We start from the raw sequence: 15,650 nt of genomic DNA, 5'->3' as shown, positions 1-15,650 counted from the left end.
AGATAATCCTCGATGAGGACGTCTGCACGATATCTCTTCTTTGAGTCCTTATTGTCGATGAGAGGATCATTGAAGTGTCCTACATGGCCTGATGCCTCCCAGATGCGTGGGTGCATGAAGATTGCTGAATCGATACCTACGATGTTCTCGTTGAGGCGAGTCATTGCGTTCCACCAGTAGCTCTTGATGTTCTGCTTGAGCTCGGAACCAAGCTGGCCGTAATCGTATACGGCGCCAAGGCCGTCATAGATCTCACTGGATGGGAAAATGAAACCATACTCCTTGCAGTGAGCGACGAGTACCTTGAAAAGTTCTTCCTGTGTCATATAATCCTATTGTATTATTTAAATATTACTCAACTTTTTCTTTACCTGTGCCAGAGGTATCTTCACGAAATCTCTTTCGTCGGCAAGCGGATGAGGAACTATGAGAGTCTCGCTCTCTATCTTCCTTTCTCCGATCTCTATGATGTCGATATCTATCGGCCTGGAATGGTAAATTCGCTTTCCCTCGCCGTCATATTCGACATTCTCTTCCCTTCCCATTGTCCTCTCTATCTCCTTGCACAGGGCAAGGATGGAGAAACCATCCGGATCTTCAAGGCTGAACGCGACCACCGAATTCAGGAAATCCGGGGCTTCAAAGCCCCAAGACTCAGTCTCGATATAGTCCGAGACTGCCACAGGCATTTCTCCCAGACCTTCGGCCAGCAGTTCCGTAGCCCTGTCAAGGTTGTATCTTCTGTCACCTTGATTGGAACCCAGGGAAAGAAAGACATTTTCCTTCATCAGTCGACGTCCATTCCAAGTTCCACGAGAGCCTCTTCCGACATCCTGCTCTTGTCCCATACCGGGTCAAATACAAGATCTATCTGTGCGCTCACGACACCCGGAACATCCTCCACAGCCTCCTTCACCTGACCTACCACATAGTCCGCCATCGGACAGTTCGGTGCCGTCAAGGTCATCTGGATGTATACATTGTGTCCTTCGTCGACCTTGAGTTCATAGATGAGTCCGAGGTCATAAATGTTCACCGGAATTTCGGGATCATAGACCTGCCTCAAAGCCATTATTATATCTCTTTCCAACATATGTCTCTTTATGTTTCTTAGCCTTCTGAGCTTCCTAAGTATCTTCACAGCACTCCGTATTAAAGCCCTCTAGCTGTTCTCCTGCGCAATTGCGCGTATCTTCTCTATCATGGACACGAGCCCGTTCGCCCTCGTAGGGCTGAGGTTCTCCCTAAGTCCGATCTTCTCCACAACAGAAAAGTCCGACGAGAGGATTTCCTGAGGAGTCCTTCCCGAATATATCCTGATAAGAAGGGAGATGATTCCCTTCGTGATGATTGCATCGCTGTCCGCAGTGAAGAACACCTTGCCGTCGCTGAAGCATGAATCAAGCCATACCCTCGACTGGCAGCCCTTTATGAGTCTGTCATCGGTCTTCTTTTCCTGCGGGAACTCTTCCAGGGACTTTCCCATGTCAATTATGTACTCGTACTTGTCGAGCCACTCGTCGAACATCGAGAATTCCTCGATAACTTCGTTTTCTATTTCGAACAATTCCATCAGTCTTTCAGCATTGATATCGCCCTCTTGAGCGACTTAATGAAATACTCTGCCTCCTCCAGGGTGTTGTATGGAGCGAACGACGCCCTGAGCATACCTGTCACTCCAAACCTATCCATCACCGGTTCTGCACACATCTGTCCAGATCGCACTGCCACACCCATCTTGTCAAGTATCAGAGCAAGATCCTCATGGTGTACACCTTCGACGGAGAATGAATAGAGAGGAATCTTCTTCTCATCCTCGCGAGGGAGACCGTATAGTCTGAGTCCGTCAATTTTTTTCAGCTCACTTTCCATGTACACTGAAATTCTCTCTATTTCAGACTCTAACTCTTTATCTTTCAATTGTTTACAGAATTCTATAGCATCCTTTAAAGTCGCTGTGGATGCGAAATTCTGAGTGCCGGCTTCATACTTGTGCGGAATATCGGCGTATGAAGTGGTTTCAAAGCTCACTGTTCCGACCATTTCACCTCCGCCCATGTACGGTGGCATCTCCTCGAGGAATCTCCTCTTAGCATAGAGGACTCCTGTTCCGGTAGCTGCGTAGAGCTTGTGTCCGGAGAAAGCGTAGAAATCACAGTCGAGATCCTGCACGTCAACGTCGCAATGAACTATACCCTGCGCTCCGTCTACGAGAACGGGAACATTCTTCGCATGTGCCTTTGCGATGATCTCATTCACAGGATTGACTATTCCGAGTACATTCGAAATCTGAGTCACCGCGATTATCCTGGTCCTGTCGGTGATGAGCTCGTCAAGCGCACCTACTATCAGATGTCCCTCGTCATCAACAGGAATTACCTTGAGGCTCGCCTTTTTTCTAAGGCACATAAGCTGCCAAGGGACGATGTTCGAATGATGCTCAACGGCGGAAACGATTATCTCGTCACCCTCGTGAACATAAGCTTCACCGAAACAGAAAGCCACAAGATTGATCGACGCAGTAGTACCGGAAGTGAAGATGATCTCCCTCCTATCGGCAGCATTCAGGAATTCACGCACTGCATCCCTTGCATCCTCGTAAGCGTCCGTAGCTTCAGAAGAGAGAAGGTGGACAGCACGATGGATGTTCGCATTGGATTCAGTAGATATTCTGTTCCAGGTATCGATTACACTGCGAGGCCTCTGGGCCGTCGCTGCATTGTCAAGATATACGAGATTTTTCCCGTATACCTTACGCCCCAGAACAGGTAATTGATTTCTTATTTCTGCCAATGTTGCCATAAAACGCTTAATCTTGCAAATTTAGTAAAACTATGTTTTAAATGACAGAATAATATCATAATTTTGTGTTACAAGACTAAAACAAGATGATTGACTACGTTAAAGGAAAAATTGAGGAAATCACTCCTACCGATCTCGTCGTGGACTGCAACGGAATAGGTTTCCATGCGCAGATTTCAATTCAGACCTATTCAAAGCTCGAGAAATGCAACGAGGCAAAGGTCTATATGCACCATGTCCTCAGGGAAGATGAAGAACTTTTCTACGGTTTTGCAGACAAAGACGAGAGAGAACTTTTCAGACTTCTCATCAGCGTTTCCGGAGTTGGTGTTGGCACCGCCAGAATGATGCTCTCTTCACTTACCTGCGATGAAATCAGGGAAGCTATCATATCTGAGAACGTAGCAAGAATCAAGGGTGTGAAAGGTATTGGACTGAAGAGCGCACAGAGAGTAATCCTTGAGCTCAAGGATAAGGTTCTCAAGGGAGAGGGTGCAGTCGATGGCACAAGCGTAATCTTCGGAACACCTGACAACAGTATAGTGGAAGAAGCGACTACGGCACTCGTAATGCTTGGCTTCACAAAGGCAAACGTAAGCAAGGTAGTTGCCGGCATAATCAAGGATCAGCCTGGCGCAACTATAGAAACAATCATTAAGCTCGCTCTTAAGAAGCTATAGTTCCACGTGGAACATTATCTTCCAAAGTATACTAACAGCACTGAAATATCTGCCGGAGAAACACCGGAAATACGAGAAGCCTGGGCGATTGTCCCGGGCTTATATCTTTTAAGCTTCTGACGACATTCTATAGACAGAGACTCTACCTTATCGAAATCGAAATTCTCAGGAATAGTAAGATTCTCCAGTCGGGTCATCTTCTCGGCAAGCCTTGCCTCACGTTCGATGTATCCTGAATACTTGACTGAAACTTCGCAAGATTCCAGTACTTCCCTACCATAGTTTGCACCTAGCTTTTCATTCATGGATTCAGCATCCAGATATGATATAGGATAGTCAGTATTGTATTTCAACACAGACAAAGCCTGATCCATAGGACTAGACTTTTCGGCAGGAGATAGCAGAGAAGACTCAAGCCTATCCCTGTAAGATACTTCTGTCGAACTTATCTCAGAGTAGTCCAAGTCATATAGCTTCTTAGGATCAAGTGATGCTTTTTCAAAAGTTCCACGTGGAACAATCTTTATAAATTCAGACAAACTCACCTGCGGACGGACAATAACCTCAGACATCTTCTTCTTGTTAGGAATCTCTGCAGAACCAACAGAAGAGAGGTAATCATTCACAGCCTCAGGTTTTATTGAATACTCATTGAAGAAGTTCCCTAGCCTATCAATGGAATCATACTTCTTCATTGTGTAATCATATCTGAAATCATCAGCAAGGCCTATTCCGTGAGACATTGGAGTCAGACGCAAATCAGCATTATCCTGACGGAGAAGTATCCTATACTCAGCTCTAGAAGTGAACATCCTGTATGGTTCATCCACTCCCTTCGTAATAAGATCATCAATGAGCACACCTATGTATGCCTGGTCTCTACGAAGTATGAATGGATCCTTCTCATGTACCTTGAGGTGAGCATTGATACCAGCCATGAGACCCTGAGCTGCTGCTTCCTCATAACCGGTGGTTCCGTTTATCTGACCGGCGAAGAATAGATTTTCTATATCCTTGAGCTCGAGCGTAGCTCTGAGCTGTGTAGGATCGAAGTAGTCATACTCCACTGCATAAGCTGGTCTGAACACCTTAACCTTTTCAAGACCTTCTATCGCATGAAGAGCGTCCATCTGTATATCCAGAGGGAGTGATGAAGAGAATCCCTGAAGATAGTATTCGTTGGTACTTCTTCCCTCAGGCTCCAGGAAAAGCTGATGGGTATCCTTGTCAGCGAATGTTCTAAGCTTATCCTCTATGCTAGGACAATAACGCGGACCTATTCCAGTGATCAGTCCCTGGAATAGTGGCGAATCCTTGAATCCGGATCTAAGAATCTCATGTACCCTCGTATTAGTGTGAACTATATAGCAAGGCATCTGAGGAGTTCCATTCTGCGCTGTGGAAAGATAAGGCAGATATGAGAACTTATCAGGATTTTCATCTCCAAACTGAGCTGGGAGACTAGACGTATCGATTGAAGAAATATCTACTCGAGGTGGTGTACCTGTCTTCATTCTTGCAGTCTTCACCCCCATAGAAGATAACTGTTCCGTCAGACCATAAGATGGCAACTCCCCTATCCTTCCTCCTTCAAACTGATTTCTTCCTATGAATAGTTTTCCGCTTAGGAAGGTTCCTGCTGTCAAGATAACCGCTTGAGAATTGAAAATTGCGCCTGTAGTCGTACGGCAGCCCACGATTTTTGAATTCTCAAAGAGAAAATTTATTACTGTATCTTGGTAAATATCTAATTTACAGGCACTTTCGAGGATTTTCCTCCAGTTTCTAGAAAATTGAGATTTATCACACTGAGCACGAGGACTCCACATAGCAGGTCCTTTGCTCTTATTGAGCATCCTGAACTGTAGAGTAGACGAGTCGGTCACTATTCCAGTGTAACCTCCAAGTGCATCTACTTCCCTGATAATCTGACCTTTAGCTATTCCTCCTATTGCAGGATTACATGACATTTGACCAAATTTGTTCATGTCCATGCTGATAAGAAGCACAGATGAACCCATGGAAGAAGCGGCCATCGCGGCTTCGCAACCAGCATGACCACCTCCGATAACTATGACATCATATCTTTTCTGCATCAGAGTACCTCCCTAAGAGAAAGGTAATAGTTCTCCTTCTTTCTCATCATTGCTATGTCCTCGTCGTTATGATCATCATAACCTATAAGATGAAGAACACCATGCACGATTACCCTGTTCAGTTCATCGACGAACTCAGTACCATATTCGATAGAATTTTCCCTCACGCTGTCGACACTTATGAATAGGTCACCGGAAAGACGGTCACCTTCACAATAATCGAAGGTAATGATGTCAGTAAAGTAATCGTGCTGAAGATACTTCTGATTTATATCGAGCACATAATTATCCGAACAGAAGATGATGTTTATATCCCCTATCCTTCTAATCTCGCTCTCTGCAACAAGGCGTAACCACTGGTTATTCTTGGTCTTTCCTTTAAATATAAAGTCTGTATCCTCGAAAAAATATGAGATCATATACCTGCGATTTTAAGTTTTCAACGCAAATTTAAAACTTATCAACAGAAAAATTGGAATTAATAAAGATAATTTCTACCTTAGCGCGGTAAAAGCAAAAAACTCAAAATAGATATGGAAGAGAAAAAAACGCCTAAAGCCAATCTTGAAAACAAGAAGCTTCTTTTTGTAGAGATTGGTCTTTGCATTTCACTCGCCGTTGTCCTCGGTGCTTTCGAGTATGGTACCAAGGAGAAGCAGGCTGCAGGATTTGAAGAGGAAGTAGCCCTCGTAGAGGAAGAAGAGATGATTCCTATTACCCAGGAAACCCCTCCACCACCACCAGAGACTCCTAAGATTCCTGTTCTTTCAGATAACATCGATATCGTCGACGATGAGATCCAGGTTGATGACGACATGTTCATGAACCTCGAGGATAACGATAACCTCGGTGTCGAGATCAATGACTATGTTGAGGAAGTTGAGGAAGAGGTAATCGAGGAGGAAGCTATTCCGTTCCAGCTCGTTGAGGAGAAGCCATCATTCAATGGTGGTGACGCAAATGAGTTCTCAAAGTGGGTGAACGGTAGACTCCAGTACCCAGAGATTGCTAAGGAGAACGGTGTCCAGGGTCGTGTAACCCTCCAGTTTACCGTTGAGACTGATGGTCGTGTAACTAACGTTAAGGTACTCCGTGGCGTTGACCCATCACTCGATGCAGAGGCTGTGAAGGTTGTATCAAGCTCACCTAGGTGGAAGCCTGGTAAGCAGCGTGACCGCGCTGTCCGTGTAACTTACACCTTCCCTGTTATCTTCCAGTTGAGATAATTGATTTACAGTATATTACGGAGGCTGACAGTTATGTCGGCCTCTTTTTTATTGCTATATGGAAATTAGAGACTACAAGGCTGTATTCGTCGGAATCATCAAGCAGAATGATGATGAAGAGAGGGTAATGGAATACCTTGAGGAATTGGAGTTCCTTGCACTGACAGCCGGAGCCATAGGAGATAAGAAATTCGTACAGAGGGTTGACAGGCCTGACGGTGCTACCTATATAAGAAGCGGAAAGCTGGAGGAAATAGCAGAATACTGCGCCGCAAATGATATAGACTATGTCATCTTCGATGATGAACTTACAGGAATTCAGCAAAGAAACATAGAAAAAATAGTAAAGACCTGCGCAGTCATAGACAGAACTAGTCTCATCTTGGAGATTTTCTCTCAGCGTGCCAGAACATCCTATGCAAAGATGCAGGTGGAACTTGCAAGATACAATTACATGCTTCCGAGACTTGCTGGCATGTGGACGCATCTTGAGAGACAGCGAGGCGGTATGGGTGCACGTGGTGGTATGGGTGAGAAGCAGATAGAGATTGACCGCCGTATCGTAAAGGAAAGAATTTCCAAGCTAAAGGATCAGCTTCAGAAGGTCGACAAGCAGATGGCAACACAGCGTGGAAACCGTGGAAGCATGGTCAGACTCGCACTCGTAGGATATACGAATGTGGGTAAGAGCACGCTTATGAATCTCCTGGCTAAATCAGATGTTTTCGCAGAGAACAAACTCTTTGCTACATTGGATACCACTGTAAGAAAGGTGGTCGTAGAGAATTGTCCTTTCCTTCTTTCTGATACGGTAGGATTCATACGAAAGCTTCCTACTCAGCTTATTGAAGCATTCAAGAGTACGCTTGATGAGGTCAGGGAAGCTGACGTCCTTGTACATGTCGTAGATATCTCTCATCCAGACTTCGAGGATCAGATGAAGACCGTAAACAATACTCTTAATGAAATTGGCGCCGGAAATAAGCCTGTTTTGGTCATATTTAACAAGATAGACGCCTATAGGTATGAAGAGTATGACGAGTTCTCATTGACCCCTAAAAAGCCCGAAAACTATACTCTGGACGAATTTAAGAACAGTTGGATAGCAAGTGAGAATACTCCATGTACATTCATCTCTGCAAGAGAGAAGATAGGAATAGACAAGCTTAGGAACGATATCTATAAGATAGTATCGGAAATACATGCCGGAAGGTATCCATTCAATAACTTCCTTTGGTAAATGACTAATAAAGTGTAGCTGCATTAGCAGCGATGATAATATGAAATAGGCTGACCTTTCGGGCCAGCCTATTTCTTTTATTTATTCTAAGATGATTAGTCTTTGAACTTGGCAGCAAGGAACTCACGGTTGAGTCTTGCGATATGGTCGATGGTGATGTGCTTAGGGCACTCCATCTCACATGCACGGGTGTTGGTACATGCACCGAATCCGAGCTCGTCCATCTTTGCAACCATGGCCTTTGCGCGGCGTGCAGCCTCGATCTTACCCTGAGGAAGGAGAGCGAGTGAGCTTACACGTGCAGCAACGAAGAGCATTGCAGAACCGTTCTTGCAGGTAGCAGCACAAGCACCGCAACCGATACAAGCAGCAGCGTCCATTGATGAATCAGCATTCTCCTTGGCGATAGGAATAGAGTTAGCATCTGGAACACCACCGGTACGTACTGAAATGTAACCACCAGCCTGAAGGATCTTATCGTATGCCTGACGGTCAACTACGAGGTCCTTGATGATAGGGAAGCCTGAACTTCTCCATGGCTCAACGGTGATGGTAGCACCATCCTTGAACTTACGCATGAAGAGCTGACAGGTAGTAACCTCATCGTCTGGTCCGTGTGCGCGGCCGTCGATGTAAAGTGAACATGCACCGCAGATACCCTCACGGCAGTCATGATCGAATGAAACAGGACCACTGCTCTTGCAACCTTTATCTACAGCGACAGGATCAATACCCTCGCGGATGAGCTGCTCGTTGAGAATGTCGAGCATCTCGAGGAATGATGCATCCTCTTCGATACCGTGGATCTCGTATGTCTCGAAGTGACCTGATACCTTGGCGTTTTTCTGACGCCATATTTTCAATTTAAAATCCATTTTCGCTTAGTCTTTATAGTTTCTGGTTGCAATCTTAATATTCTCATACTTGAGAGGCTCCTTGTGGAGGAGAGGCTCCTTACCTTCGCCCTGATACTCCCAAGCTGCTACGTACATGTAGTTCTCGTCGTCACGCTTGGTTTCACCATCCTCAGTCTGAGACTCTACACGGAAGTGACCACCGCAAGACTCATTTCTGTTGAGTGCGTCGATTGCCATGAGCTCACCGATCTCAAGGAAGTCTGCAAGGCGGAGTGCCTTCTCAAGCTCCTGGTTGAACTCACCGTTCTCACCTGGTACGTAAACGTTTGACCAGAACTCCTTCTTGAGTTCATTGATCTTAGCGATACCGGTCTTAAGACCCTCTGCGCTACGTGCCATACCTACGTACTCCCACATGATATGACCAAGCTCCTTATGGAGTGAATCAACGGTCTTCTTACCCTTGATTGCGAAGAGCTTGGCGATCTTGTCCTTGATAGCCTTCTCAGCCTCTGCGAACTCTGGAGCATTGGTGTCAGTCTTAGGATCCTTGAAATGACCTGCGAGATAGTCACCGATGGTTGCAGGAAGCACGAAGTAACCGTCAGCAAGACCCTGCATGAGGGCTGATGCACCGAGGCGGTTTCCACCGTGATCAGAGAAGTTAGCCTCACCGATAGCGTAGAGACCAGGAATAGTAGTCATGAGGTTATAGTCGACCCAGATACCACCCATTGTGTAGTGGATAGCAGGGTAGATCATCATTGGCTGCTTGTAAGGGTTGGTACCTGTGATCTTCTCATACATCTGGAAGAGGTTACCATAACGCTCGCGAACCTTATCCTCACCGATACGCTCGATTGCGCTCTTGAAATCAAGGAATACTGCGAGACCAGTCTCGTTTACACCGAAGCCTGCGTCGCAACGCTCCTTGGCTGCACGTGATGCAACGTCACGAGGAACGAGGTTACCGAAAGCAGGGTAGCGGCGCTCGAGATAGTAGTCACGATCCTCCTCAGCGATGTCTGAAGGAAGGATTTCGCGCTTGCGGAGCCTAGCTACATCCTCAAGTTTCTTAGGAACCCAGATACGTCCGTCGTTACGGAGTGACTCTGACATGAGGGTAAGCTGGCACTGCTGGTCGCCGTGTACAGGGATACAGGTAGGATGGATCTGCGCGAAGCAAGGGTTTGCAAAGCAAGCACCCTTCTTGTTGCACTGCCAAGCTGCTGAACCATTACTGTTCATGGCGTTGGTAGAAAGAAAATATGCATTACCGTAACCACCGGTAGCGATTACGACTGCGTGTGCACCGAATCTCTCGATTTCACCGGTCACGAGGTTTCTTGCGATGATACCCTTAGCCTCACCGTTGATGAGGACTACGTCGAGCATCTCGTGACGTGGATAAGACTTCACGGTACCAGCTGCAACCTGGCGGTTGAGAGCTGCATAGGCTCCGAGAAGGAGCTGCTGACCGGTTTGTCCGCGAGCATAGAAGGTGCGGCTGACTGTAGCCCCACCGAAAGAGCGGTTTGCGAGGAGTCCGCCATACTCACGTGCGAAAGGCACGCCCTGAGCTACGCACTGGTCAATGATATTGTTGCTGACCTCTGCAAGACGATATACATTGGCTTCGCGGCTACGATAGTCACCACCCTTGATAGTCTCGTAGAAAAGTCTGTAAACAGAGTCATTGTCATTCTGGTAGTTCTTCGCAGCGTTGATACCACCCTGTGCGGCGATTGAATGCGCACGACGAGGAGAGTCGCTGATGCAGAAGATCTTCACGTTATAACCGAGTTCACCGAGTGAAGCAGCTGCAGACGCTCCACCGAGACCGGTACCTACAACGATAACTTCGAGTTTTCTCTTGTTGTTAGGATTCACAACGCGCACATGAGCCTTGTGATTGGTCCATTTTTCAGCAAGAGGTCCCTCAGGAATCTTTGAAATCAATTCTTTGGCCATTTTTATTGAGTTTAATGAAATTTCTACGCGCAAATATAACTAAAATACATATTAAAATAAAGTATTTTCTATATAGTCAGGATCGTTGCGGTCATATCCAAGGTGCTGATATGCAAGAGATGTGGCTTCACGTCCTCTCGGAGTCCTCACTATGAAGCCTTCCTTGATGAGGAAAGGCTCATATACTTCTTCGAGAGTTCCCTGGTCTTCACCGACTGCCGTAGCAATGGTATTTGCTCCTACAGGTCCACCTTTGAACTTAGTGATTATAGTTCTAAGTATCTTATTATCAATAGAATCAAGTCCACGCTTGTCTATATTGAGAGCATCAAGGGCATAGTTGGCGATCTTGAGATCAATGTGTCCGTTGCCGAGTACCTGTGCGAAGTCCCTGACCCTTCTGAGGAGAGAGTTGGCGATACGAGGTGTACCACGGCTTCGAAGAGCAATTTCTCTTGCAGCGGAATCCTCGATGCTGATCTGGAGTATGGATGCGCTTCTCTTAACGATGCGTTCGAGGGTCTCGGTGTTGTAATATTCGAGAGCACAGGTAATTCCGAACCTTGCCCTGAGTGGTGCTGTGAGAAGACCGCTTCTGGTGGTTGCGCCCACGAGGGTGAAAGGATTGAGAGATATCCTTACCGAGCGTGCTCCAGGCCCCTTGTCGATCATGATGTCTATCACATAGTCCTCCATCGCAGAGTATAGGTACTCTTCCACGACAGGGGAGAGACGATGGATCTCGTCGATGAAGAGCACATCTCCTTCGTCAAGCGAAGTGAGAAGGCCAGCAAGATCGCCGGGCTTGTCAAGCACAGGACCGGACGTAACCTTCATTCCTACTCCGAGCTCATTTGCTATGATATGGGCGAGAGTGGTCTTTCCAAGACCCGGAGGGCCATGGAAGAGCACATGGTCTAGCGACTCGCCTCTCATCTTCGCAGCCTGTACGAAGACCTTGAGATTGGTCACTATCTTGTCCTGACCGGTGAATTCGGAAAGGTCCTGCGGCCTTATTATTCCGTCCAATTCACTATCTTTGCCGGAAACGGCGTCATGGGGATCGAAACTGTCCTGCATCGCAAACAAAATTATATACAAAGATATTCAATTTTTAATTAATGATGTTGATGTATATTTTGCGGTTGATATGTTGATAATGCATCTTTCTCTTCTGACCCACAAATATTTAGAGAGTTCATTTTCTGTTGATATCCTTATTGGGAATTTATTGGAAGAATGTTGATTGTTTCCTTTGATTCCTCGGAGATTGTCATAAGCAGCCTTGGAGGCTTCTTTGCAAGTTTATTTTTCATCCTTTTTCAACAGGGTTATCAACCGCTTTTGAACAGAAAATAGACATACGATGTTGATAAGTTCAAAATCAATCGAACAGGTTCAGCAGAAAATCAAATCATCAGACGAGGTTTTCTGCGGGGGTCTATTTCTGTCCGCAAGATGGTTCGTTGCAAGAGATACATCATACGACGGAATAAACTTCATAATGCTTCCTGACAAGGATTCCGCAGAATACTGTTCTGCAGATCTCTATGGACTGACCGAGGGTGACAAGGTATTCTTCCTCCCGGCAAGCGGCAAGAACATAGAGAGGAGCAACTACAAATCCTCTCTCGGAGTGCAGAGGACTTCTGCGATAGGAAAGATAGTGGAAGCCTCCAAGTCAGGTGAAAGCATATTCGTCGTCACGTATCCTGAGGCCGTGGAAGAACTTCTGCCTTCAGCCGGCAAGCTTGACAAACCTCTCTTCAGTCTCAAGAAGGGAGATGAGATAAGTCATCAGGAACTGGAGGAGACTCTGTTCAATGCCGGATTCGAGAATGTGGACTTTGTCTCTGAACCAGGCCAGTTCACTCTCCGAGGCGGAGTGGTCGACATATTCTCATATTCTCTGAACAACCCCTACAGGTTCAGTCTCTTCGGAGATGAGATAGACGACATATCAATATTCAATTGCAATACACAGTTCTCGATCGAGAAGGTAGATCAGGCTGACATATATCCGAATCTTGCAATCGATCCTTCCCAGGAAGACGGAATATCCATATTTGACATTATCCCTAGCTCAAGCCTTCTCTGGCTTGATTCCTCGGACATGTATAAGGACAAGGAATTCTATCCAAGGATAATGGAATACAAGAGAGTGTATCTTGACATTCCTCTTTCCAGACAGGACGAGGAAACGGTCAATTTCAATCTTGCTCCCCAACCTGTATTCAACAAGAATTTCGAAATCCTCACCGAGGATATAAGAAAGAAGATAGAATCAGGATACAGGGTCATCATCTTCGGTGAGAAGAGAAAGCAGCTTGATAGGCTTTCTTCAATTCTTTCCCAGAACGAAGGAGTAATACCTGAATTCGTCTCAGGAAAGAATATCCATTCTGGATTCATAGACCATGAGAACAAGGTCTGCTGCTATTCCGACCATGAGATATTCGACCGTTTCCACAGGGTTACAATTCGTCGTACCGTAGAAAAGAGCGAGCAGCTCACCATCAACGACCTTTCCTCATTCGAGATTGGAGACTACATTGTCCATATCGACTATGGTGTCGGTGTGTTCGGAGGTCTTGTAAGAATGAGAGACGACAAGGGAAGGATGCATGAGGTAGTGAAGCTCATATACAAGGACAACGATGTAGTCTTCATATCCGTACATTCTCTCCATAAGATATCGAGATTCAAGTCCAAGGATTCTGAGGTTCCAAGGATAAACAAGCTCGGAAGCAAGACATGGCAGAATCTTAAGACCAGCGCAAAGTCCAAGGTCAAGGATATTGCGAAGGATCTCATAAAGCTATATGCCGAGAGAAAGTCTTCAGAAGGCTTTGCATTCTCCCCGGACTCATATCTCCAGGAAGAACTTGAATCTTCATTCATGTATGAGGATACCCCTGATCAGGAGAAGGCAGTCGCTGCAGTGAAGAAGGATATGGAAGACTCATGTCCTATGGACAGACTCGTCTGCGGAGACGTAGGATTCGGAAAGACTGAAGTTGCCATAAGGGCTGCTTTCAAGGCAGTCGCAGACAGCAAGCAGGTTGCAGTTCTCGTACCTACCACCATTCTTTCCCTGCAGCACTACAATACCTTCAAGTCTCGTCTCGAGAATTTCCCGTGCAACATAGAATATGTCAGTCGTCTTAAGACTGCAAAGCAGATTTCAGATATCCAGGAAAGGCTTCGCAACGGTAAGATAGATATAGTCATAGGCACCCACAAGCTGCTCGGAAAAGGATTTGAGTTCAAGGATCTAGGACTGCTCATCATAGACGAGGAGCAGAAGTTCGGAGTGAGCGCCAAGGAAAAACTGCGCCATATAAAGGCATCCGTGGATACGCTCACACTTACAGCAACTCCAATTCCGCGAACACTTCAATTCTCACTTCTCGGAGCTCGTGACCTTTCCATCATAAATACCCCTCCATCGAACAGAATTCCCGTGCAGACGGAGATAATGCTCTTCGATAAGGATGAGATACGCAGCATCATAAACTATGAGCTCAACAGGAACGGACAGATTTTCTTCGTTCACAACAGGGTGGAGGAACTCGAGAGCATAGCGAACATACTTCATGGACTCGTACCTGACATGAAGATATGTGTCGCTCATGGTCAGATGGAATCAACCGTACTCGAGAATAAGATACTCGATTTCATGGACGGAGAGTATGATATGCTGCTCTGTACAACCATCATCGAGAACGGACTTGACGTGCCGAACGCCAATACCATGATCATCAACCAGGCGCAGAACATCGGACTTAGCGATCTCCATCAGCTTCGCGGACGAGTAGGAAGGTCAAACAAGCGTGCGTTCTGCTACCTGATAGTTCCACCATTGGTATCCATCACCGACGAAGCAAGAAGGAGGCTCAAGGCCATAGAAGCATTCTCCGACCTGGGAAGCGGATTCAACATAGCCATGCAGGATCTCGATATCAGAGGTGCCGGTAACCTTCTTGGTGCGGAGCAGAGCGGATTCATAACAGACATGGGCTTCGAGACATACCAGAAGATACTTGCGGAAGCAATGGAGGAACTCGGAATGGAGACTGGTATAAAGACCCCAAGCCAGGAAGAGAACTATGTTTCCGATGTAGTCATAGAGACGGATCAGCTTGCACTCATCCCTGACGATTATATGTCTGTGACCGCCGAGAAGATAAGAATATATAAGGAACTTGATTCTATCACTGACTTCAAGATACTTGCTCAGATGAAGGAAAGACTTGAGGATAGGTTCGGAAAGATGCCTATCGAACTTGAGCGACTTTTCGACATAGTCAAGATAAGACAGATAGCACAGAAAGTAGGATTCGAGAAGGTCATAATAAAGAACGGAATAATGATAATGTTCTTCATTTCCAACCAGATGAATCCTTATTACAAGACGGGAAAGATGCAGCGTGTGTTCCAGAATGCCAATTCATACGGAAACACATACGAGTTCAAGCAGTCTGAAGGAAAGATGAAGTTTATCTGCAGGAACGTTGACTCCATCTCAAAGGCGCTCACTCTCATAAGCAAGTTATAATTTTTCGTATTTTTGCGGAACTTTCAATTTTATATAGTGGCTAATCTCATCATAGATATAGGACATACCGCTCTGAAGGCTGCATGGGCTGAGGGTACCACCCTCGGAAAGACATACAGATATCAGGGTGAAAGGATAATGAATTTCATTCTTTCAATCACGTCGAAAGAAAGGCCTTCGGTGATGGTAGTTTCTACTGTCAGGGAGATGACAAAGAGAA

Annotated in this window: 14 protein-coding genes and 1 pseudogene; 5 read left to right on the top strand and 10 right to left on the bottom strand. The window is 45.9% G+C overall.

Going from position 1 to position 15,650, the window contains the following annotated elements; all coding sequences use genetic code 11:
• The 5 genes and pseudogenes from AC06ND_RS06410 to AC06ND_RS06390 form a co-directional block, all read right to left on the bottom strand.
• Positions 1-326 (bottom strand): annotated as a pseudogene (locus AC06ND_RS06410) (glycine--tRNA ligase); the annotation flags it as partial.
• An 18-nt stretch (positions 327-344) separates the two neighbouring features.
• Positions 345-788 (bottom strand): 2-amino-4-hydroxy-6-hydroxymethyldihydropteridine diphosphokinase, encoded by a 444-nt coding sequence (folK, locus tag AC06ND_RS06405; protein ID WP_475678166.1) that lies wholly within the window; start codon positions 786-788, stop codon positions 345-347.
• Positions 788-1,072 (bottom strand): iron-sulfur cluster assembly protein, encoded by a 285-nt coding sequence (locus tag AC06ND_RS06400; RefSeq protein ID WP_475678165.1) that lies wholly within the window; start codon positions 1,070-1,072, stop codon positions 788-790. Before AC06ND_RS06400 ends, folK begins: the two co-directional genes overlap by 1 nt.
• A 90-nt stretch (positions 1,073-1,162) precedes the next feature.
• Complete coding sequence (locus AC06ND_RS06395; RefSeq protein ID WP_475678164.1) at positions 1,163-1,573, bottom strand: SufE family protein; 411 nt, start codon at positions 1,571-1,573, stop codon at positions 1,163-1,165.
• Positions 1,573-2,802, bottom strand: a complete 1,230-nt coding sequence (locus AC06ND_RS06390) for an aminotransferase class V-fold PLP-dependent enzyme (protein ID WP_475678163.1) — start codon at positions 2,800-2,802, stop codon at positions 1,573-1,575. Before AC06ND_RS06390 ends, AC06ND_RS06395 begins: the two co-directional genes overlap by 1 nt.
• Positions 2,803-2,888: 86 nt before the next feature.
• On the opposite strand from AC06ND_RS06390, the gene ruvA reads away from it, so the two are divergent.
• On the top strand, positions 2,889-3,482 hold the full coding sequence (ruvA, locus tag AC06ND_RS06385) for a Holliday junction branch migration protein RuvA (RefSeq protein ID WP_475678162.1): 594 nt from the start codon (positions 2,889-2,891) through the stop codon (positions 3,480-3,482).
• Positions 3,483-3,496: 14 nt separating this feature from the next.
• On the opposite strand, the gene mnmG is transcribed toward ruvA, so the two are convergent.
• The gene (gene mnmG / locus AC06ND_RS06380) at positions 3,497-5,578 is read right to left on the bottom strand and encodes a tRNA uridine-5-carboxymethylaminomethyl(34) synthesis enzyme MnmG (protein ID WP_475678161.1); all 2,082 of its coding nucleotides are present in this window, start codon (positions 5,576-5,578) and stop codon (positions 3,497-3,499) included.
• Complete coding sequence (gene ybeY / locus AC06ND_RS06375; protein ID WP_475678160.1) at positions 5,578-5,997, bottom strand: rRNA maturation RNase YbeY; 420 nt, start codon at positions 5,995-5,997, stop codon at positions 5,578-5,580. The genes mnmG and ybeY overlap by 1 nt, the downstream gene beginning before the upstream one ends.
• Before the next feature lie 114 nt (positions 5,998-6,111).
• Here ybeY and AC06ND_RS06370 point away from each other — a divergent pair, with 114 nt between their 5' ends.
• Both AC06ND_RS06370 and hflX read left to right on the top strand, forming a co-directional pair.
• The gene (locus AC06ND_RS06370; RefSeq protein WP_475678159.1) at positions 6,112-6,804 is read left to right on the top strand and encodes an energy transducer TonB; all 693 of its coding nucleotides are present in this window, start codon (positions 6,112-6,114) and stop codon (positions 6,802-6,804) included.
• 58 nt (positions 6,805-6,862) lie between these two features.
• Positions 6,863-8,044: a GTPase HflX gene (gene hflX / locus AC06ND_RS06365; RefSeq protein ID WP_475678158.1), complete on the top strand. Its 1,182-nt coding sequence runs from the start codon at positions 6,863-6,865 to the stop codon at positions 8,042-8,044.
• 95 nt (positions 8,045-8,139) lie between these two features.
• Here hflX and AC06ND_RS06360 read toward each other — a convergent pair whose 3' ends face one another.
• Genes AC06ND_RS06360 through ruvB form a run of 3 tightly spaced genes read right to left on the bottom strand, consistent with a single transcriptional unit; the run spans position 8,140 to position 11,952 of the window.
• Entirely contained in the window at positions 8,140-8,919 is a 780-nt protein-coding gene (locus AC06ND_RS06360; RefSeq protein ID WP_475678157.1) for a succinate dehydrogenase/fumarate reductase iron-sulfur subunit, read from the bottom strand.
• Positions 8,920-8,925: 6 nt separating this feature from the next.
• On the bottom strand, positions 8,926-10,872 hold the full coding sequence (locus tag AC06ND_RS06355) for a fumarate reductase/succinate dehydrogenase flavoprotein subunit (RefSeq protein WP_475678156.1): 1,947 nt from the start codon (positions 10,870-10,872) through the stop codon (positions 8,926-8,928).
• Positions 10,873-10,923: 51 nt separating this feature from the next.
• Complete coding sequence (ruvB, locus tag AC06ND_RS06350) at positions 10,924-11,952, bottom strand: Holliday junction branch migration DNA helicase RuvB (RefSeq protein ID WP_475678155.1); 1,029 nt, start codon at positions 11,950-11,952, stop codon at positions 10,924-10,926.
• 424 nt (positions 11,953-12,376) lie between these two features.
• On the opposite strand from ruvB, the gene mfd reads away from it, so the two are divergent.
• Both mfd and AC06ND_RS06340 read left to right on the top strand, forming a co-directional pair.
• Complete coding sequence (gene mfd / locus AC06ND_RS06345) at positions 12,377-15,430, top strand: transcription-repair coupling factor (RefSeq protein ID WP_475678154.1); 3,054 nt, start codon at positions 12,377-12,379, stop codon at positions 15,428-15,430.
• A gap of 36 nt (positions 15,431-15,466) precedes the next feature.
• Positions 15,467-15,650, top strand: a 184-nt coding sequence (locus AC06ND_RS06340) for a hypothetical protein (RefSeq protein ID WP_475678153.1), incomplete at its 3' end; no start/stop codon positions are given.

The sequence above is a fragment of the Candidatus Cryptobacteroides sp. genome (genome assembly GCF_056207615.1).
The sequence above is the reverse complement of the archived record's forward strand: the minus strand, read 5'-3'. Positions and strand labels throughout refer to the sequence as shown.